This is a genomic window from Candidatus Omnitrophota bacterium (genome assembly GCA_028717245.1).
Taxonomy (GTDB): Bacteria; Omnitrophota; Gorgyraeia; order Gygaellales; family Profunditerraquicolaceae; genus JAGUYA01.
On record JAQUOD010000002.1, the window covers coordinates 145,268 to 169,549 of the forward strand.

The following is a 24,282-nucleotide window of genomic DNA, read 5'->3' on the forward strand; positions in this document are numbered from 1 at the left end:
ATGAAGGATACGCAGAGGTACTACCCCAGAGTAGTAAAGATTGAACCTTCTATACTTGATGTATCAGACGAGGAATTTGAAACCAAGGTTCGCCAAGCAGTGCTTGCCGGAGCAGACCAGCTACATACTGATTGGACGGATATTGAATTTACAAAACGGCCAACTGATATAGAGAATCTTACATCCAAGGTTAGATTCCTTAAGAAAAATTTTAACTTGCCGGTAGATGCCCATTTAATGGTGGTGGTAGATAAGCCCGAAGAGAATACCTATATTAACGCGGCTATCAATGCCGGCGCGGATATTATTATTGTGCATTTTAAGGACGCCCATCGGGATTTAGAGCACCTTAAAGAGACTATCGCATATATTAAGTCAAAAGGCCGTAAGGTGGGCATAGCGCTTAAAATACCCGAACCCATTAAGGAAATAAAAGAGATTCTTCCCCAGATTGACACGGTCCTCTTATTGGCAGTAGACCCGGGTTATGGCGGGAGCCCATTTGATATAAGCGTATTGGGTAAAATTAAGAAACTAAGAAAGTTTATAGATGCAAAACACTTGAAGGTTGAAATTCAGGTAGATGGCGGCATTAGGCCCGCGATTGCCGAAATAGTTTTTGATGCCGGAGCGGATATTTTAATTTCTGGTTCCGCCATATTTAAAGCAGAGGATATTTGTCAGGCCATTACGAACTTAAGAATCTATTCGTCTAGAGAGCGCCTGATACGATATTTACGCCGTTACAAACCGGGCGCGGCAATACCTCTTCAAGAGGTTTCCCGGGCCATAGGTATTACACTTCAACAGATAGAGCCGCTTTTAGACGCCATTATTGATGAGCAGCCCGGTAAGTATATAGTTAAAAGGCAGGATGGCGGATATGCAGTTCCTCGCGGTTTAGGTTGTGCCTCGCCGAGAGAATTTGAAAACTCTGATAAGCAGCTACCTTATCGTGTTTTTACCGGAAGATATGCCCGGTATACAAATGTGGATACGACACAATTTGAGCAGATTATATTAGGGTTATTTAAAGTCAAGGCGTTATCTGAGTTATCCCGGGAAGTCCAAAGAGAAGTATGGCGATTTAAACAGGCTTTACCCGAAATAGAAGATGTCCATTTTCAGGCAAGGGGTACCGCCGATATTATGGGAGGCGTATTGAATTGTGAAATTTGGGATCCCATGGTACCCCCAATTTTACATAAATATCAGTTAAAAGCAAGGTTAATCCGGCGTGAAAAAATGAAAATTCCCAGATGGGCGCTTAATGATTACCATCAATATACAATTACCGAAGTAGGCGGGCACGAACTTATTGTTAATGTTACAGCTGACCAATATGAGTTTAAAGATAGCGGCGCATTTGGGGCAGCCGCATATTATGACTTGGGCGTGGTGGTTATACCGATAGAGGCGTTAGAAGATGGAACTTTATTTATGTATGCAACAGGCTTTCCCCGCGAAATACCTATGGAGGGAGTAAAAATTTCTTCTGATCCGAAAGACCGGGTCCAAGAGATTAGTCCTAATCTTATTGGTCCGCTTAGCATCGAACAGCAAAGAGACATCGTTGATTATGTCCTGCAAGAGGCGCAGCCGCAGATATCTTTTGACCAGGTTATTCCAGTGCGGGAAAAACAGGCTTATAAAAAATTATTTGCCAGATACGAAGGATATAAAGCGAGATTAGAAATAGACCAGACTGTCCCGCTACCTAAATATTATTATGTATATTATGCTAATAATCCGGTAGGTGGTTTAAGAGTAAATTTAGAAAGTAGAAGTATTGATTCTAAATGGTTTGATGTAGGCACAAAAGGCGTCTTCTGTAATGATTATCTTCCCGCAATAGCTACTACAGGAAGGTTTGTCCCTGAATATGTCTGTGTGCTTATGGCCTTGCCTTCAGATATTGAATCGGCTGTAAGGCCAGAGATATGGGAGGTAATAGAAAATAAAGGGAATAATATCATTTTTCGTAAGGATGTGCCTTTTGATTATAACCAAATAATACTTATAATAGACGAAGAGCGCATAGGCCGGGATGAACTTAATCAATTAAAGGAGTTCGTCGATAAATATAAGCTAACCCTCATCAGCCTTCAAGAGGCACAATTGGAGGCAGAACTGCTTTTTGAAGCGCGCAAACTCTACGACCGTGCCAGTCTCATTGCAGAAGGAAGGTTAACCTTAGATGAAATCAGGATTTATGACAGGCCGGATAATATGGTTGAGTTTTATGAAGATTTACGGCCCGGAGATATAGTAGCACTTACCGATAACGAAGCGTATAGAGAAGCATTCAAATTAAAAGTTTACGGCTATATTACCGAAGAAAGAGGAGATAAGTATGTGAATTTCTATCACCATCGCCTGGGTAGAATGCAAAGGAAGAAAATTGATATTCCCGATAAGGTCTTGGGGAGGGATTATTCTCCTTGGTTTGGCATATATGCTACGGAGTATAAAAGTTATGACCTTTATCTAATCCGGCCTACTAACGTGGTAATTCCCCTTGAGTTTTTATCTTATCTACATTTTTATGAAATCCTTGCTTCTGAGGAATATTCCTTGAAATTAAGCTTAACCCCTAAGTTACCCAGTAAGGGCATAAACTATTTAGATACCCTGTTTTCTCTACCTGAAGAGACGATAAGTGTGGCCTTAGAGTATTATAAAGAGGCAATAAGGATTATGGCGCTTCCTGAGCCCGAAGAGTATATTTACCGCCTGAGTCGTGAGCCTACTCCTAAAAACGTACGATTGCTATTACAAATTACCCGGATAATTCTTTATGAAAAAAGCCCTGATTTAGTACCTCAGGAAGTTATAAGCATGCTTCACAATGTAGCTGAATATAAAATTAAAGAAATTCCGTTTAGCTATAGAGATTGGGCTAGATACATATTAGAGGCAATTGAAGGCAGAAGAAATGGGGGTACTGCTGGCTTTATGGATGATTCACTTCAGCCCTCCCTCGTGGCAAAGTACATTAAGGATATAAAATATACTCCCTTACGGCTACTCTTGCAAGTATTCTTCGCGCCTGCCATTGTCCCCCATGAAATTGCGCATCTGCTCAGGGCTATTAAAAGGAAAGAATTAAAGGGATTCAGGCCAAGGCATCTACTGGAAGGCATCCCTATCTTAAAAACCGGCCTGCCCATCTTGAGACTAGAAGGCTGGATTACCAATATCGTATTGGCCGCTATATCTCTCATAGTATTATGCCATGCCCCTGCCTTAATTATTATCTGGATATTTCTTACCAACTTATTTCTCACCATATTTGAGCCATTATTAAGTTTCAAAAATAATGAAGGCGATTTTATTTCGGAAAAAAAGAAAGGGCTTTCGAATCCATTTATTGCCGGCTGCCTGTTGCTTTTTATTCCGGTGGTTTCCGGATTTATCATAAATTCATGCAGTATTTTAAATATCGAATCTTACTTTTTCATAATTGGTTTAGTTTTATTAGTTGCGATTCTGGCGATTTTCATTCTTAATTACCCGGATAAATGGTGGTCGGATTTTAATGCCCCCTCCGCCAGAGAACACAAAACCCTTAATTTATATAAGAAACGCATTATGGAAACGGTCTTGCATTGGGCTGAAATGTTATTGCTATCCGACCAAAGTCCGCTTGTAGTACGTGGTGCCATCACAGACTTATCTGACTTCGTTGTTGAAAATAAAAATGAAATCGAATCCTCAGAGTTTATTAAGCGTTTAATTGAAGAAGTAAAGGATTTAGGTTGGCTTACCTATAATGCCATGGTTTCCGCCTTAGAAAAATTAGGCGCTACCAAAGAAGAGTGGTTGGATTTTTGCGAGATTAAAAATGTAAAAAGCATAGATAAGCTTACTTACAACGCCATAAAAGGCCTATTAGTAAAGTTAGGCGCTAACGAAGAACAGATGGCATATTTTTATAATCAGGCAAAAGCGGTTGGTTCAGATGCGCAAACCCGTCAAGCCGCTGAAGGATCATTGATAGAGATTATCAATTCAACTTCTAATAATGGATTATTGCTGAGATTATTATCGTTAAATGAAGGGGAGGATGATTTTAAAGTTAACCGGGCTATACGTAGGGCGCTGGATTTGTTAGCAGCCCAGGCAGTACTCAAGCGAGGGTATCCTGAAGGGGCCATACCAGCCATATCAGAAGAACTCAAGAAATTACTCTCTGAAATAGGCCCTTCTTTGAGCCAAGGTTTAAGGCTAGAGAATACTGAACTATTAAAGGAAAATCTCCGGAAATTATGCTCATTAATTACTGAGAAAGGCCATATAAATGTTAATTCTCCCAGCCCATTGATTAGGCTTCTGGTGACCAGCCTGAATAAGGAAGATGTCTTTAAAGTAATAGACCAGGCTGTCTCCATTGAGAAGAAACGGGAATTAAAAAAGATTCTGGTAAGCTGTGTTGCAGTTTCCCAACTAACTTATATCATCTTAGCCTTATTGGGTCTTGAGGTAAAAGGCGTTATTGCGCCTATGCACGCTTTTACCTTAATCCCTCTTTCTGGTGGAAGGGTTTTATTTGTAGATTTTAGTCTCAAGCTGATTTTAGAGATAGATCTTCTAGAACATTATCAAGAAGAAGGAGAAGGCAAATACCTGGTTCTAAAACCAGAATACCGCATTACTCCTGAAAGATTACTTGAGCTTCAGAGGCAAAAAGAGCAAGGAATCTTTAGATACGATAGATTAACAGAAGAAGAACTATTTAGCCTCTTCTATTCTTATATACAGATAACCGATGGTTATGCCTTAACTTCTGCTATGTATAACAACCTCGGTAACACCTACGCTAAATTAGGCAGATATGCTGAGGCAATAGCAGAATATCAAGCGGCCTTAAGGCTCAATCCTAACTATGCTGCAGCCCACAACAACCTCGGTGGCACATATTTTATATTAGGCCAGTATGCTGAGGCAATAGCAGAACATCAAGCGGCCTTAAGGCTCAATCCTAACTATGCTGCAGCCCACAACAACCTCGGTCGGATCTACTTTGGATTAGGTAGATATCCTGAGGCAATTGACAGTTTGGCAAGAGCAGTTAACTTACGCCCAGAATTAATAGATAATCTTCGCAAGATAGAAAGCGTAAGGCAACTGGTAAAGGCGAGGGCAGAGGAGTTAGCTAAAGAAAACAATCATGGCCTTGCCTCCGCAGCCCAGGCAGCGATAGAGGAGGAGGATAACCCCAGCCGCACAGGAGAGTCCGAATCCCCCCAGCGTGGCGAGCGGGGAGATTTTACCAAAGAACAGATATTAAACATCCGCCAAAAAACTATTGCCATTGCTGAAGGAAAAATGCAGATAGTGGAAATGCCCTGGGTAAATATGACTTTAAAGGAACGGCGCGATTCCTTCAAGGAGCGGCTCTCCAGAGAGGCTCCTGCCAGAGACCCGCCTTTAGCCGTTGGCCATATTGAAGTCCTGGCTGTTGCTGAAGAAGATAATTTCCGCGCCATGGCACTCGATATTAACGGTGAGTGCGTCCTTCTCCTTACCAAAGAAACCTACCTAAAAGAATTTTCCGAAAAAACCCTCGACCACGAAGTATTGGAGTATTGCCTGGGTGACCATAATAAAGCAGTAGCCTTAGTTAAGAAAGAAGAAAAAGAAGAAAACTTCATCCAGCGCCTAAAGCAAACCTTAGATAGCAGTGATATCCAGAATCTGCCCAAGGTATACCAGGCTTTGGATAAAGACCCGGAATTATTAAGCCTTAAGGCTGATCGTGCCAGGCAGCTATATAAACATTTTGATGATTTAGGTAATGAAGTATATAACCAAGGCCGGGAAGAAGAGGCTATCTCCTGCTATAAGTTAGCTATCCTCTTTGCCAGGCGTGCCGGCGCCTTATTTGTGCACCGTAATGAAAAGCAGTGGATAGGCGATATCAGCCTTTTAGGAGGCAAGATCTCTAACTCTTTGGATATGATGACTGGGAATTTGGAGGTTCCGCCCTTCTTTGGGACAACCAGCGTCCTGCAGAAATACCTCTGGCTGTATAACCAGCTGTTGAAGCCGATGCGCGAGATTGCTTTTGACGTAGATGCCCAGTATGACGTGGATATCTCTACTGCCGAGGGCCGGATGAAGGATATGGTTAACAACGCTAATTTTTCCGAGGACACAGCAGAGGCTATGTGGGAAGAATTAAAGGCCATTGCCGCTGCCGAGGGATTAGATCCGATCGAGCTTGTTGAATTTATCTTCAGAAGTTCGCAGGGTTTAGAGGATTTGCCGGGCATACCTTCTGCGGGTATCGGCGATAGCATTCCGGTGCTGGGCAGGATTGAAGATGCAATTAATGTATTTAAGCAGGTTGCCGGCTCCACTTACAATAAGCGGGCATTCCAGTACCGCGATAAGGTAGCTGTCTTCAGGTGGTTGATGTATGAAACGACCCTTAAGGATTTAGAATATCTGATAGAGACCATCGAAGAACTGAATAAAGAGGTTAAGCGATTTGAGGTTGCGGGCATCACCAGGGATATTGAGCCCATATTAAAGGATTTAAAAGAGAATATCTCGCCGATAAAACGCGAAAGAAAACAAATGTGTTATGTTTCCTCAAGGCGCATATTGGCATTATTAGAACTGGCCAAGGGACGTTATCCTGAGAGGCGTTTTCTTGTTCAGATGATTTCTTCCTTAGAAAAAATAAGGACAGAGAGCCTGGATCCGGTAAGGATCGGCGGCGGTATACAGGTGCAGTTGATGCGCTCCAGCGAAGTATCCTTTGTTGGTTTTACGGTGAACAAGATAACCGGTTGGACTGGTTTTAGCAATGGCCTGGCAATTGTGGATTTTGATGTAGCCTATGGCCGGGGGGAGAATATTGTCCAGGGCCGCATTATCACTGACCACTACAAGATAGCCATTAACCCTCAAACAAAAGCTGTGGTTATCCTGAATAAGACCTGCGGTTCTAAGATAGCTATGCTTAAGCGTGGTGAACCGGGGCAAAAGTATCTGGCCTGGAAGGATATAAAAAATGGCATTACCGAGGAGATTACTGCCCAGTTAGGAAAGGAATACAATATGGTTACTCCGGAAGAGATGCGCAATAAATTCGTCATCTCTGATGAAGAGGCAAAAGACTTTGCCTTCAGGGCCTACAGGACGTACCAGGTGCATAATAGGAATAGGCCCCAAACACCCATTCCTGTAGATTTAGAGGCTTGCCTCTATCGTGATGCGCGAGGCAAGAGGCAGTATTCTATCGTGCAGAAGAGAGACTCTGCCTTAAGGAACGGTTTTGATTTTGAGGACCCGGATATTCTGGAATTAGTGATGCGCGAGGTTGTTGCTTCTGATGCTGAAGAGGCCCAGGCAGAAGGCCGGCTGGTTGGCCGGGGTTTTGAGACGCTCAATGCTGCTGCGGGCACCTCTTTTTGGGTAGAAGAAATCTCCACAGAAAGGATAAGAACTGCTTTGCTCCAGATTTGGGAGGAAGGTAAAGACGAATCTGCGATTGAAGATTTAATCCCGGAAGGCTTCTCTCAACTGTCTGAAAAAGAGCTCCTGATTTTAAGTAAGAACCTAACGCAAAATAAGGGTTCTCTCTCTGAAGAAGAGCAGATCGCCTTGATTAAAGAGAAAAAGGCGGTTAAGGGGCTTTATGCAAAAGAGGAGCTTTCAACTTTAGTTAATCGTATAAGGAGGCTGCAGGAGTTGGCTGAATCAGGGATCCAGCAGGACTTTGATGTTGAAGGGCTGCAAAGAGAATTAGCCAAGGATACAGCCGGCATAATCAGTAAAGGAGAGCCTTTAAGTGAAACAGAAAGGCTGACCCGCAAAGTCTTGGTTGATGCTGCGATAACACAAACTAGTATAGAACGTATTATTCAGGGCATAGAAAAGCTCTATAAATTTGAGGCTGATGCTGACGGCAGGCTGAATTTATTCTCTTTAATCATCAGGTTGAATCTTTTCAGCAAACCCAAGGGAGATTTAAAGAGTGCCTCCCTGGAAGAAGAGACAGCTAAATTATCCCGCCAGCTTTTAGACCGGCAATTTGAGATAGTCAAGTCTTTTGATAATGTTATTCTGGTTGCGCCGGAGACCAACCCTAATTTTAATGATATTATGCAGTTGGTAGATACCAAGGGCGGCGCTACTGTCACCTTGCAGGGGGGCCCGGGAGCGCACGCGATTATTATTGCCACTCAGTTTGGTTATTGTGTAGTAGGCGGGGTACAATTTGCCGATCCTAAGATATTAGATAGGATCAGGAATGGCGAAAGGCTGCCCTTGACCGTAGACGGCAACAAGGGCCTTGTTTATTCAGGGAAGTTAGGTATTTCCGAGTTCTCTATCCTGAATCAGGTAAGCCGCTGGGGGAATTTCGGCAAAGAGATCGGATTGATTACTAATGCCACCAATGAATTAGAAAAGGCCGCAAAGCTTGCCAGGTACCAGGTCGTTGTCAACAAAGAAAGATATCCTTATATGCACGAGGATAAGGTAGGCGCCTATATGGTCAGCTTGGACAGGATTGAGGAGATATTATTGCTTTTAGGTATTGACTTCAGGGCAGCATTTGCCTATGGCAGGCTACAGGCTTTAGAAAGAGGCGAGCTAAAGGAACTTGATTTAAACCAGCAGCAGCTAAATGATGTTGAGAAGATGCGCGCCAGAAAGGATGTCCAGGAGAAGATCAGAAACAAAATACCCGGCTTTGCTACGCCGGTTGAGTTCTTGCGCAAGTCCCTAAGTTACCACTTCTTACAGATGGTTTCGGTAACCCGGCCGGGCCAGATAGTTCAGGTCAGGGAAAGAGACTTTAAGAAAAGAGAAATTAATAAGACCCAGATTGGCGCTGAGCTCTATTATAACGATGAAGAAGCCTCTATGATTGGTGACCGCGGCAGCGGCCTTGAAGTAAGGGATGAGAATATCGAGGCGCTGGACCTTCAGCTTATGGCTGTCTCTGATGCCATAAAAGAGGCTAAAAAATTAGGCAATGTAGGAGATATTGGCTTTATGTTTGTATTTAACCGCAAGATAGATGATTTTAAGAAGGCCCTGGGGAGAATAATTGATCTTTACGATAAAGGGATATTAGAAGAAGTGCCTAAGCAGGTAGGGGCGATGTTTGAACTAGGGATTAATGCCATATTGGCTGACCGGCTAATGCAGGCCCTGCTTGATTTCCAAAGAGAAATGCGTAAACGGGGAATAGAGCTAAAAGTTTACATCTCTCACGGCACAAATGACCAGACCCAGTCTGTTAAAGGCAGCAGGGATGAGGTCCGTTACATAGCTATAGATGCGTTCCTTCCTGGCGGAAAGAGAATAAAGGATATCCGCACCTTTTATGAGGGCGACAAAGGGTTGGTGGATAATGTAAAACATGGCAATGCCGTAGCAAGCAAAATGGGCGTTAAAAGTGGCCTTTGCGGTGAGGCGCAAAATAGCCTGATTACCCGCGGTAGCCCTGATGCCTTAGATGCCTGTTCAGACATAGCCAGCGGCCTTGATTCTGTTGGCGGCAGCGTGAAAAACTATTCCAAGCTGGTAAAATTATACGCGGATATGCAACTAAGCCGGCAGTCTATCCCTGAGGCAGTGATAAGGAGAGCAAAGGTTATTGCCAAGGGTATATCTTTGTTTAATAAAGGCGCTGATGTAAGAAGGGTTGTGTTTATCAGGGATTTGAATGATTTATTTAAAGAGCATATTATCTTAAGAGATGGCGCAAAACGTAAAGAGACGCGTAAGATCTCCAGGGTAGTGGAAGGGGATATTATGATTGTTGCCAGCGGCATTAACAGCGATAATCCGGACTTCCTTAAAGCCTTAAATCGCCGCGATGGCTATGCCAGCGGCATGGTTATTACAGGGCAGATAGAAGACAACAGCCCTCTCCTTTACAAGGCGAGGCAGTTAGGCATACCCACCATGCTCGTAGAAGAGGATTTATTTAATAATAAATTAAAGGATGGCCGGGAATGTGCTTTTGATTTCCAGCGCGGCCTGATCTGTGAGGTTGAGGGCATCAGTTTTGATATTGCGCCTCTGGTTGACGACACAGCTTACACGACTATAAATTGGAGCGCAGAACCGGCCACAATTAATACGAAATCTTTCTCTATGGATGAGATATACCGGGAAATAGGCCTGCATCCTTTGGCATTACTGCTCTATGCTTATCATACCGGCGAAATCCCCAACCCCCTCATAGAAACACGGCCTGACGGTGTTCAGGTAACCAAACTTGACCTTATCTTCTCGCAGCATAAAATACCTCTTCCTCGAGAAAAGCTCCCGGAAGTCTATGCTGATGTAAAAGAGCGCCTCAAGGATTATCAGGTAACCAGCGTAAGAGAATTATTAACCAAAGTATTCCTGGCACAATGCAATGCCGCTAAAGAATCATTAGGTAAAGATACCCGTTTGGTATTTGAAACCTCTAAAGCTGATGTCTGGTTTTTTGAGACGCTTAAATGGGGTAAGCGCGAGACTGAACTTGAGCTGAATGTATTTAACGTGCCCATAGACTTAAGGGGCCTCTTAAAGACTATCTCTCTTGGCTATGGTGATTTGTTTAATATCTTCCTTGAGTTGGTTCAAGAGCAGCGCGAGGAAGGCAATGATATCGCCATCCAGCTGGATTATGTCCAGGACCCCGAGAAACTGGATTTGGCCTTAGAGTTCCTTAAATATTACGGCCTTACCTCTAATATAGGTATGGAAATAGCCACTACCCATAACTTCGTCCGCGCAGCGGATTACTTTACTAAAAGCAGGCTGATTGAATTTGTAAGTTTTAATGATGACCTTTTACTGATGAACTTTGCCTTAGCTAATTTAGACCATCATACTGATGTCCTGCTCTGGACCGGCCAGATGGTTCCCCTTATTGACAAGAATGAAAAAGATTTCCAGGATGCTTTAAAGATAGCCAGGGCAATGGTCAAGACAGCTATGGTAGATAGAGGAATATTATCAGCTCTGCCTGTTGAAGTTCCGAAGCGGAATAAGGAAGAGGGTGGTCAAACTAAAACTAATAAAAACCTCTCCAAAGGACTGACTCCAAAGGATGAAATTCCTATCAGGCAGGCAATAGAGTTAGCTTTTGCGCAAGGAAGAGTAGAGGAACCGAGCCAGAGAATGAAAGAAGTTTTTTGTCAGTATGCGCAAGATTTGCGCAAGCGAAGAGAGGAGGGCTCGGCGAGATTGCTGGAGAGGGCAGAATTTAGATTGGTTGAGCAGCCGAAATCAGAAATCAAATCCCGTTCCCCGCCTTATTGCCTCTGGTATAAATCCCCCGAGAAATTTCTCGTAGCTTGTGTCTATGAATATGAAGGAAATAAAATCATCCTCCTGCCTTCTTATTTAGTAGAACTCCTCCTATACCACAAAGAAATAGATTTACTTATCCGGATTTTATCCCACGAAGCAAGGCATATCTATAGGCCTTTTACATCAGATCAAGAACACAATCAAGATGTAGAAGATATACTTATTAAGTTAGAAGAATTAGAGAAGAGGCTAAAAGTCATAAGCCCGGATTATCAAGGCGGACTTTTAGAGATAATTTCAGGGCAGAGCCGCCTTATCCAGGCAGCGCCTGAAGGCCGCGCAGGAGAAGAGCTGGCCGTAATACTGGCAAACACCCTGTTAAACAAAGAAGCCACATTTAGAGCGCGAAAAGAAGCAGCAGAGGGATTAGCTAAGTTAGACCCTCAAATTACATTATCTGTTTTTAGAGCAGTATTAAGCGATGGGTTCACGGCCTCGCCTTTATGCCAGATATTAATTGAGCTTACGGCAGGGATTGGCAGCGCCGAGGCGGTTGAATTAATCATAGATGTATTAAATCATAGCAGTTGCCTGTTGGTTAGAAAAGAGGCAATTTTGTTGCTGGAGAGGTTTAATGATGAGAGGATTTATCCGGCGCTATTGCCTTTTCTTAAAACAGGAGGCGATATTCTCTTTGAAACCGCCGCGGGTGTGCTTTACGCGTATAAAAAGAAGAATCCAGCAGCATTTAGAGAGTTGGAGGAAAACAGTTTTAGTATTGTCTTCCTAAATCATCCTAATCCGGGTTATATGGATGCCCGTCAGTTACTTACCGAAACAGAAAGGGTTTTAGAGAGTGTGGGACTGTCCTTCTTTTTGAGTAATGGGCGCGAATACAGGTTTGATTATGTAAGGTCCATATTCATAGATTTAGGATTTGAGATAACAGCGCAATATTTTGGCAGGGATATACCCGCCAGCTATCCGTTAGCAGCAACCGCAGGCCAAATAATTGAACTATACGGCCGAGAGGAACTTTATCTGATAGTTGCCAGAAAAAATGGACTGCCGCATCGCCTCGCACCTTTAAAAGTGCAGGATGCTCAACCTTCCGTGGCTGGTGGGGGGCATTTAGGCGGTGCGGCAGTTATTTCGGCTCAAGGGCCGTTCTTTGACAATGGTGGAGGCGTTAATAAAACAGCCGAAACCTTAGAAAACCCCGGACCCTTAAGTTTAGAGTCAAAGGTAAAAAAATATGCCATAGATTTATGCTCTATTGATGAGGCCGTCCACTCCGGGGCATTAAGAGCCCTGGTGGAGATGGGAAGCATAGCTGTTCCTTACCTGATTAAGATATTAAGAGATACTGACTGGTATCATGAGAATAACTTTCACATCCGCTTATATGTAAAAGAGGCCTTAGAAAAGATTGGCTCACCGGCTATCCTTTACCTGATTGAGGCATTAGAAGACAGCCACAGCGATGTCCGCTCTGACGCAGCCGACGTCTTAGAAAAACTCCATGCCTTAACCGTAGAATTAAAGATGAAAAGATACATTGTAGATTTAAGCGATAATGACAGCAGTGTCCGTGCCCAAGCAGCTGAAGCTATGGGTGATATGGGCCTGCCTGCCGTTCTCCTCTACCTGATGAAGGCGCTAAAAGATAGTGATATTTATGTCTGTTACAAAGCAGCCGAAGCCTTAGGAAAAATCGGGCCTGCGGCTGCACCAGCTGTTTCTGCGTTGATTGAGGCCTTAAAAGCAAAAGAGAAGGAGTATAGTTGGTATCTGCGTTCCTACGCAGCCCAAGCTTTAGGAGAAATCGGCATAGCCTCTATGCCTGTTATCGATGCCTTGACGGAAGCCGTAGAAGATAGTAACAGCGATGTCCGCGCCAAGGCCTGCACAGCCTTAGAAAAACTCAATGCCTTAACCGTAGAATTAAAGATAAAAAGATACATTTTGGATTTACGCGATAATATCTCCGGTTCAGCCCAAGCTTTAGGAGAAATCGGACTCCCGGCTCTCTTCGCTTTAGTTGAGGTATTAGAAGATAAAAATCTTAACAGCAATGTCCGTGCCCGGGCAGTTGAAGCCATAGGGTATATGGGCCCGCCTGCTGTCCACTACCTGAAGAAGGCATTAAAAGATAGTGACGCGAATGTCTATTACAAAGCAGCCGAAGCCTTAGGAAAAATCGGGCCTGCGGCTGCATCTGCTGTCCGCCGGCTGGTTAAGTTATTAAAAGCAAAAAATATTTACTGGGCTATCCGTTCCTACGCAGCCCAAGCCTTAGGAGAAATCGGCATAGCCTCTATGCCTGTTATCGATGCCTTGACGGAAGCCGTAGAAGATAGTAACAGCGATGTCCGCGCCAAGGCCTGCACAGCCTTAGAAAAACTCAATGCCTTAACCGTAGAATTAAAGATAAAAAGATACATTCTGGATTTAGGCGATATTGACCCATATACCCGTTCCTACGCAGCCGAGGCCTTAGGGGAAATCGGGCCTGCGGCCGCGCCAGCAATCCTTCATCTGATTAAGTTATTAGGAGATAGCCATAGCGATGTTTACTATAGAGTAGTCAAAGCCTTAGGAAAAATCGGGCTGCCGGCTGTGCTTGCTTTAATCGGGATTTTAGAAGATAGAAGTAAAGACAGCAATAGCCGCGGCCAAGCAGCCAAAGCCTTGGGAGAAATCGGCCTACCAATAGCCGCACCCGCTCTCCCTTACCTGATTAAGGCATTAGAAGATAGTGACAGCAATGTCTCTTCTAAAGCTGCTGAGGCCCTGCTAAAAATCGGACTACCAGTTAAAACCGCGTCCTCCACTTTGCTTAAGATAGCAGAAGATAGCCATATTGATAGCGATGTCCGCTCAAGGGCCGCTGACGCCTTAATAAAAATGGGCCTTTTTAGAGGGGTTACTTATAGCGTATCCTCTATAAATAATCTTTTATCCCATGTTACCTTAGGAGGCAAATTGTATGCCGGCGAAGACCCGGACAGGTTTATTTTTAATCCTACCATATCTGCCCAAGAATTAGCCGGTCAGATAAAAGCAAAGATAAGCAAAAGAGGCGAACTGCAGGTGTCCGTAGGTTTTGATACAGGAGAAGGCATCTACAAACACCGGGCTAAGTTTATTGCTCTCGCTTTATTCATTGCCTCTACTAACCTTAAGAATAAGAATTTCCGGGCATTAAAGAGCGTTACCCCAAGAGATCCCGATGCAGCCTGTGGCCTTATTATTAGAGGCAAAAATGTAAGTCCGGTAAACGAGATTAACGTTCAGGAGCACCGCATTGACTATATCTTGCAAATATCCAAAGATATAACCAAAGAAAACCTGGCCTATTTTATTTCCTTTATCCAGTACCTTAACTTAGGGCTTCTGCTTACTGTTGCTCACAGGAGCTATGCCCGGTTAATGGATAAAGGGTTTCCCGGGATACCTCCCCAACACCTCGCCATTATTGAGGCATACGAAGGCTTTGAAGCGGCTCTGGTGAAGCTCTTGAGAAGATACGATTCTTTGGTTAGCCCTGATTCGATCAGAGAGATAGAAGACCAAGAAGAAGAACACAAGGAGAGGGTGCAGGCCTTATTAAAATACCTGTTAGAAGAGTGCCTCTGGCCGGATAAGATATGGTTAGTGGACTTACACCAGAAGGATACCTCCTGGAATATCCTCTTACCTTACTTAAGAGCCCCTGAGGCAGTCTTCTTACACCGGGAAGCAGAAGAGGGCGAGCTGCCTATAGGCGATAAATTTATCCGGGAGGCCCGCCAGCTCCTCTTTAATAAGGCCCTTGAGATTAAGGATATCTTGGAAGTAAAGAGAAGCCTCTCTAGTTATCCCGCCAGTTTAAGCCCGGAGAGAGACCCCTTCCTGGATTTAGCTTATCCTGAACAGAGCGCCAGATACGCTAAGGCAATGAAGTCTTTAATCGCACGAGGGAGATTTAACGAAAATATGCTCTCTGTTGCGCCTGCATGGATTGAATCTTTTGTTCCGGAAGAGAAACTCTCTTGGGATAACGGCGGCTCTCCTGAAATTGCCCCGTATAATACTAGAAAGGAAACTACTCCCAGAAGAGAGCCTGCAGAGGTACCCGAGAGAGTTGCCCCTCGGCCTAAGCCTCAGCCCCTGCCTCAACCTCAAAAGGAACCAGCTACTCCAAAAATACCTGAAAAAGTGAGGGTTCCGTTTCTCAACAAGAGCCTTTCTTATTCACCACCTCAGACAATTAAATTCATCTTCCTGCATGAAAATAGTATTTTATCTCCGGCCCATAGTATACCTGTTCAGATAGAAAAAGCCTTGCCTCTTAAAATTATTTCTCCCGAAGGCCTCTTCTTACGAAAATTCAATTTAAAGGCAATTAGGAAAAATCAATACCTTGTGGATGACTTATATGGATTAGCACAAAAAATTAAATCCGCATCCGGGGAAGAGATAATCTTCTTAATTACAGACGCAGATATTACGGGTTATCGCGATGGCGAGTTACGCCGGTATCTTTTTGGCCGCAGCTGGCCCGAAGACAAAGTTACAGTTATGTCCGTAAACCGCCCGTATTCACCCGATGAAAAGCTTTACGGGGAGCGTATCCTAAAGAATGCCCTGCACGAATTAGGGCATGCATTCGGCCTTAGGCATTGCGATAACCCCGGATGCGTAATGCAATTCTCCGAGACGGTAGAGGCCTTAGATAAAACAGGCTTAGAATTCTGCCCTTCTTGCAGAAGCAGGCTGGCATCTCCTCAGTTAATTGCAGCCTCTTTCGACAATGGCGGAACATCTCTTATTTTTCACGCCAAACGTAAGCCCGGGTTTACCAAAAACCAAGTAAACAGAGAGATAAGAAAGATACTAAAATCAGAACTCAAGGGATGGCAGGCGGCGGGTATGGATGAGCCTTATGTAATAGCTGCTTTAAGGCATTTTATTCTGAAAGGCGAGCAGGCCCAGTTATTTGAAATGCTTGTTAATGCAGGAAGGCTTATGAGAGGAGAGGCAAAAACCTTTTTTGGGAATACGATAACCTACCAGGGCAATAAATATATGCCTATAGCCGATGATGACCCTGATCCTGCTTCGACCATAGTGCACGAAATGGAACACCTCTCGGGAGTTATTGATGAAGGCAAATGCGTGCAAGCAGAAAAAGAATTCAGGGAGCGTAGGGATATGGTTGCCTATGGGTATCCGGCGCATAAACATTTTAAAGACAGAAGTTTTATAGGCCATGGGTTAATGCGGAGTATGATAATAGACCTTAGCGCGAAATTCAGCAGTATAGATAGGCTTGTTGCCGGCCCATCCTTAAAGAAAATTATGATTATTGCTTCGGATACGCCTTATGCGCCGATTTATATCTCAAGTATTTTACAAAGTAAATTAGGTAAGGGTATTGAGGAAATATCGCTATTGTCTGAATACCGCTACTTAGGATTAAAAGGAGAAGAGTGCCTCAGCGAATTTATTAACCAGATTAGAGCAGCAGACCTTTGGGATTTACCCCAGCAGATACAAGGTATTTATCAGGGGTTAGAGAGTAGAATACCCGCGATGTTAGCGAAAAGTAAGATTAGTTTTGTGACGCAGGCTGCTAAAGGCGAATTTGATTTTGTATTTATGCCAGCCTCGCCCGCGCCGCAAGAGTTAGAGAAGGTCAAGGCAGCCCTACGTGAAGGAGGCATATTCGCAGAAGATAGCGGGACGGATATCTGCCTATTTAAGAAAGCCAAGGGAGAGCTAGTTAACGTCTATCACATAAATGAAAAACCAGACTACAAGAATAAATTGACCCTTTGGGATTTACGCAATACTCCTAATGCCTGGTTAGGGGCAGAGAATGTCATGGTGGATGTTGAGAATAAATGGCTTAATAAATTAAGTTTTGAATTAGAATCGGTTTTTGCTGCCGAAAGGCCTGAGAGGGCATCACATCACGGTCTGTCACATTCTTCGCGGATGTGGGAGAAAGCCAAGATTCTGATTGAGCGGCTCAGATTAAATGTGGATATTGAAGTTTTAATTGCGGCGGTATTCTTACATGATATAGCCACAGCTTATAGCGATGAGCCACAACATGGAGAAATCAGCGCGCAAAAGGCTGAGCCAATCTTAAGAAAAATCGGGTTCCCCGAGGAAAAGATACTCGCTGTCTTAGAAGCAATTAGGCTGCACGATGCTTACGAGGCAAAGAGGCAAACGCCAGAGGCTAAGATTTTATTTGATGTTGACGAAATTGATGCTTTCGGCGTAATAGGTATCTGGAGATATCTGATGATTTATTATGACCGTGGCTGGGACTTAAACCGGATGGCCACTCATATAGTTAATAATATCCAAGTAAGATTTAATAATTTGCATTTCGCAGAATCCCGCTCTATGTGTAAAGTGGATTATGAGTATGCTTTAGGATATTTTGAAAAACTATGCGCAGAACTAAAGTCCGGCTATGATATACAAAGCCCATTCGGAGCAGTCGGTATTTATAATCTCCTTGTTCAATATAAAACCTCTTCCTTTAAAGATACGCCCGCTTTAGCAAACAAGGAGCTTTCAAGTGAATTTAATACGTTAAGCCCAGAAAAGCAAGAAGCAAATAGGGACGGTTTTACTTTCGCTGTGGAATATCTTGACAGATTTTTAAAAAATAATGCAGGATCCGTAAATGCTACAGCTTTATCTTATGCTGAAGACGGCGCGCCTAAGAAGAGATCCGAAGACCAGCGAGGCTCTTTAGCAGGTACGTCACCTAAAATTATTATTGCGATCGCACTGGCTGCGGTTGGCGCCACACTCGCCGCCGTTTTCCTGCCGGGCTACGAGAAAGAAATCGCCGTCATAGCGCCCCTGCTTATGTTGCTGGGGATAATAAAATCAAGGAATTTTATTCTCAAAGAAGATTTTCGATCCATTAATATCGGCGCACAGATAAATTCTTCAATATCCGCGTTCATCTGGCAGCTCATTAGCAAACACCTTAAGAATATCGATGAAAAACAGGAACTTGAATTACTGGAGAAGCTGGACAGCTTCATCGACAACCTTGTGAAATTGAATATTATTATGATTGGCGGCATGGGTAGCGGAACGCACTCAGTACCAATTAATATTCATAACATAGTTATCGTTGATATTCGCGCCTTGCAAATGGACACTTTTGGAAACTTCAGGGTAGCCCTGAGCAATGGACAGAGTGCTGAAGACCTTACGGTCCTGCAGAAGATAATGAGAAAGCTCTTAGATATTCAGGACAAGGTCGAACTGCTTAAGTACAAATGCATGCTGGAGGCGCCTATTTTACTTACTGGCCGCGGCAGAATCGAAGAAGATATGATCGAATACGAATCTGAACAGGCAATTGCTCAACTGGTAGAATCATTTATCGATGTTGAATATCCTGTCATGCTTATCCATGAACTGAGATATCTTTATTTCCTTATCGATTCCTGGAAAGGTTCTACGAACAAGGCAAGCACCGGGAAATCTATCCTGGCTCTTTTGGCAAAACTGGAACAGGAAATTAAGCAAAAACTGCAAACGGTGGCTAACAAAGAAAACCGGGCTTTGACAATTCAAGATCAGGATATGCCCATCGGTATGAAAAAAGATCTTGAACAGGCGCTGGTTGAACTTTACAAACTAAAGGAATTAGCTGAAAATCTGAAGGTTGAGCAGCCTTCCACCATTGAAACCGGCATCAAAAATGATCTTCCGAAGATCTTGATAGGTAGAATGTTCAATGTCATCAGTTCGCTGAAAGAACGTTTCCGTATTAGCCCCTATGCATCATCCAAAGAAGAAGCCGCGGGAAAAATTATTGATTACTCAAACGATAACAGGCAGGATATACTTTCAAAACTCGACGATCTGGATCGGTCAATTAATATACTGGCGAGTGCCGGGGCGGACGATAATTTTGTTTTATCTGAACATCTGGCAGATCTCACGCGGCAATTAAGTGAAACGTTCATTACGGCAATGGCTCTGCACAACCTGGAAAAAGCTCTGAGGGCCATTGAAGGAATCTTCAGAAAGATTATTACCCTTGAAGAAAAGGCGCGGAAACTGGGAAAAGACAGGGATACAACAAGGTTTGCTCCTAATGTAGATATTATCAGCAATATCGACAACCTCCTGCCGCTAATCGATCATCCGATAGTAATGGTGGGCATCCTGGATTATTTTAACCGGTATGTTGCCTTTAACCTGGATTTTACTGACCGCGAGGCAAAGGCCGATAAGTTGGAGTTACTGGATGAACTCAGGAAAGCAGTTGCCGTAAAGAAGGAAGAACTGACACATTCCCAGGATCAATCGGCTGGCATCATAGAAAAGGAAGATGTATCCCAAAAGATCAATGACTTATCTGCCGCTGAAAAACTTATTGATGATCTGGAAAAGAATATAAATCATCTAAGAGATTTTTCTGACGTTCAAAATCCAATTGATGAAACAATTAAATCATTAGACCAAAGAAAATTGCTTCCACCCGCAACTAACCTGCCGACCATGACAGGACTGATGGGCCCCTTAGCGGCAGTGACTATCATCCTGTCAATGGTATTAGCACAATACATTTTAGGTTCAGGCTTCGGTCAGGCAATCGATAGTGTGCGGCTTGTCCAGGCAGGGATACTGCCTGATCTTTCCCGGCTTGGGCTTGCGGGCCTCTTGCTCCCGCCTCTTGTTCTTCTCGGGATGGCGATGTCAGGAAAAGAAAGTCCGGCGTCCTTTCAAGCGGGAAAGAATGAAGCACTGATAAGGATGCGAATAGGGACTCTGCGATTGCAAGATTTGAAATATATTACTTTTGAAGATGTTGAACGAATCACCATAAAAGGTTTGCTCCTTGGGCTTCTTACTGATCAGTCGGCGGACGTCAGGGCAGCAATAGCAGAAAAACTCTGGTTTGACGGAAAGATAACCGATAATGCAATGCTTGCAAATGTTGCAATTCAGGATTTGAATAACAGAATTCAAGAAATGGGAAAAGGTTTTGAGGAGGACAAAAATGTCCGCCTTGCGATTGTTAAAACCCTGGTTCATATGCTCCCTCAGTTTATAAGAAATCCCAAACTAAACAAAAATAAGGCATTTGTGGGCAATTGTTATGCAAGCGTAGAAAGGGAGCTGGGTGCACTTTTGAAAGAAGAAGGCCCAATAAAGAAAGGGGCTGAAATTGCCTGGGCAGAATTTGTCAATATCGATCCGGGTGATACGCTGGAGCTTCGAGAATCAAAAGAATTTAGCTTCAGCTTCAAGGCAGGATATGGCATAGATACGGCTGATATCTGGAATATGACCGTAGGAATAACTAAAGCAGACCTGGGTGAAATTCCTTCTGATGCTATTATCATTGGTCTTGATTCAAACATGACCGATCAAACCGGATTTGCTGACAAAGCAATAAGGATTATTGCCAGCAAATTGTTTTTCCCGAGAAAAAGTAATTTATCATTGACAAAGGATCTCATTTTCCCGACAAAAGGTTCTTTGAACCCAGGGCATGCTTTAGCGGTACTCCTTGGATCAATGATTGATGATGCGCGATTGAATAAAGCGCCCGGATGGAAATATGCGATAAGCGTAATTACCCATTCGCCAGAGTCGAAGACTCCGAATGAAAAGGAATTCAAATTAGCAATAAATAATGCATTGTTGTTAGCTGAAACAAATAAGGCTAGCTCGGTTACAATTACGATCTTTAAGGCAATTAATGACAAGACATCAGCAAAATGGATGCTTTCTGCAATTGAAGAATTTGCAAGAGACTCTAAGCCCAGGAATTTGAAAAGAATTATCATCGCTCTAGAAGACAATCACGAACAATATATGACATTCCTGAATGAATTGCTGTCAAAGGAGAAGCCAAAATATAGGCAACAAATTCCCCTTTCTCAAAAGAATAACCAGAAAAATAAAGCTAATGAATCCTTGTCGCAAAAACCAGCCGCAGTAGTGCCGGATGAAAGCAGGCAAACATCAGCACAACTTGCCAGGGAAAAAATATTGTCAGGTTCTTTTAATACAGAAGATCTAAAGCAAATAACATTAAAGGATATAGACCCTAAATTACTTGATGCGTTGTTGTTTCAGCTGCGCACCAATCCTTCTGCCCAGATTCGAATGGAAATACCATCGGCTTTATGGTCGAAAGGAGAGATTACCTCGAATCTGGAATTGACATTAAAGGTAATATGGTCCTTGTCATGGCTTTTACGTAGAGGCTCTGAAGTACAAACTGATAGCATAGTCAAGCTATCAATGGCATTTCTTCTGGGTAACATTGAAATTGCCTACCTGAGTAACCAGCAAATCAGGGAAAACCTTGACCATGCAGCCGCTGCTGCAAATGAAGACCTTAATATTCATTTTACCACCCTTCAGAACGAATTGGACGCGCTGTCAAATGACAAAAATGAAGACGTGAAAAATGCGGCAAATTTACTGTCCGCAAACATAAAAGAAAGGCTTGTTTTATTTAATATCTTAAACAAAATACCGGTATTTGGCCGACGGCCGCCGGCGCAAAGAGGCCAGAATGCAACAAGCGCCGGTGCCCGTGAGCCGATTATAAACTTTGCTATACCCAGCAATGTCAAAAGCATTTTAATAGGTAATCTCGAAATTGCAATAGTTAGAGAAGACATAGGCAAAATAAAATCCGACGCCGTTATCGTTTGCTTAAACTCCGATATGAAGGCTGATACTGGAACCGCGGAGAAAATAGTTGCAACGGTTGCTGATACGGATTATTACAACCACAACCAAAAACTGGCACATGATTTTATATTCCCCAGGAAGGATGTCAATGTCGGATCAGCCTTTGAAATATTTCTCAGAAACATCAAAAATGAGCCAAAATGGCAGACTGCTCCCGGCTGGCAGTATGTAATAAACACCATAACCCACCAATCAAAATACGCGGGTCCCAGCATCAATAACTTCCAGTTGGCTATCAAGAGTGCGCTGGAACTGGCTGAAAAGTACAGGCTGAGATCAGTTACGATACCGGTTATCAAGTTGAGCAACGATGAAACATCAGCCAACTGGTTGGTTACTCCTGTTGGAAACTTTATCAGGGATAAGAAACCCAGGAATTTGGAAAAGATAACAATTGTCGTCAACAGTACCAGTCAGCAAGCGGCTTTTACTAAAGCCTTGTTGAAACTGCGAAATCTTGCGGTCGAAGAAATGGCGAGAAGCTTGCCAGGGCCGCAAAGAGGTGCTCGTAGCCTGTTCATCGGCTTAGCTTTTGTCGCGGGAGCGCTTCTTGATTATCTTGGGATCGGTCCGGTGCATTCGCTGCAAATCTATCGCGCCGGATTATTTACAGACCTAATTTCACTCGCGGCGCTCGTTGCCGGAATAGGGTTAATGATATATGCTATTTATGCGAAGATAGACATCGAGAATATAACCAGGCGCTCTTCCTCCAAATTTGGCCCACATCCTCTGCAGGAAGGCTTAAGGCCTTTATTCCAGAGGGTTGCTTGGGCAGATAAGTATGCCCCGGCTGGTTTTAAGATTAAAGATATCTACGTCTTTAAAGTGCAAAAACACGGCATGGCCCCTACTCCGGCTATCTCATTTGGGATGGTTTTAGAGAATGGCGTAGTCTTAGAGCAGGCAGGGGTAATGGGAGGGATATCCAAAGGAAAATCCGAACCTGAAACCCACCCCAGCATTGATCAGGCAATTGAATTCTTCAATAAAAATGTCAGAAAGCATTTTATCGGGCTAAACGTCAGCCAGCCTGATGAGATCACCGATAAGATCATTGACTTAGATGAGCAATTCCGGACCCAAGCCGAAAACAAAGATAAACCCCGCTTCTCTTATATTGGCGCTGAGCTATCAGTAGGCATCTCCATGATTTGCTCAATTGCCTTTGCCGAAAGATTAGGCGTACCTTTAGAGATTATCACCAACTACCGTTATAACAAGTTCTGTTTAACTAAAGGCTATTCTAAAGAGCTTCGTCCCATGACTATCCCCGTAAACTACTCTGTGGTCTGGGAAGGGGGTAAGCATGGCGTAGCCAGGCCATTAAAGGAGTTAGTGGAGCAGGGCATTATCAAGGATGCCTCAGAATTCCCGGATAAAAACATAAATTTAGCCATGATCCCGCCGCAGGAAGTGCAGGTTATGGCCTTTACTCCTACCTGGCAAGAGGCAAGAGAGATCGCTATCCGGCTTACCGAGAAATTCCAAGCCCTCTTAAAGAAAAAAGGGATTGAGATTAAGTATAAGTATGGCGCTGAATCCGGCTGCACTACTGAGCAGACCTATACCCAGGATGGCCGGCTGATTACCTTAGAGTTAATCCTGGATATCCTGGATGAGGCACGTAAGGCATTAGGGGCTGATGCCAAGTATGTCCGGTATGCCTTGGATATTGCCTCCTCTGAGATGTATATCTCCAAGATTGATAAATATTATATTGGCCCATCTTCTGCCGGCAATGAGAGCGGCTTAGTGACCAATGAAGAGTTCACCCAGTATAAATTAAAACTCTTTAAGCGCTATCCTTTTATCTCTGTAGAGGACTGGGCTGATGAATCTAAATTAGAACACTGGCTCTCCGGCAAGGCGATTATGCCTTCCATGATCCAGATAGGCGATGATAATGTCGTCTCCCGCGCAGACTTAATCTTAAAATTCAAAGACGTGATTAATGCCCATCTACAAAAACCCAATCAATCCGCAGAAGAATTGGCCATGATTCTGGCTGTAGCCACCAGCCATAAACTGGGTAATGTCGTGGTCTTTTCTCACCGCAGCACCCGGCCTGAACTGGAGACCTACACCGCGCAGACAGCTATGGGTATGGGCGCTTTTGGAGGCAAATGGACTCTCTGGGGCGCTGGCCGGGGAGGCCTGATTGCCGCTACTAACCAGGCTGATGAACTCTATAACCAAGGCCCTTACAAAAATGTAAAGCTTCCTTATCAGGGCGGGCTGGCCTTAGACCCAAATGGCCCG

At 43.6% G+C, this 24,282-nt stretch carries 1 protein-coding gene (running past one end of the window); it reads left to right on the plus strand.

Going from position 1 to position 24,282, the window contains the following annotated elements:
• A protein-coding gene (locus PHV44_02110) for an SAM-dependent methyltransferase (protein MDD5592077.1) crosses the window boundary here: on the plus strand, positions 1–24,282 show its start. Its footprint extends 49,752 nt past the window's final position; the window shows 24,282 of its 74,034 coding nt (coding positions 1–24,282); the start codon lies at positions 1–3; the stop codon falls past the right edge of the window.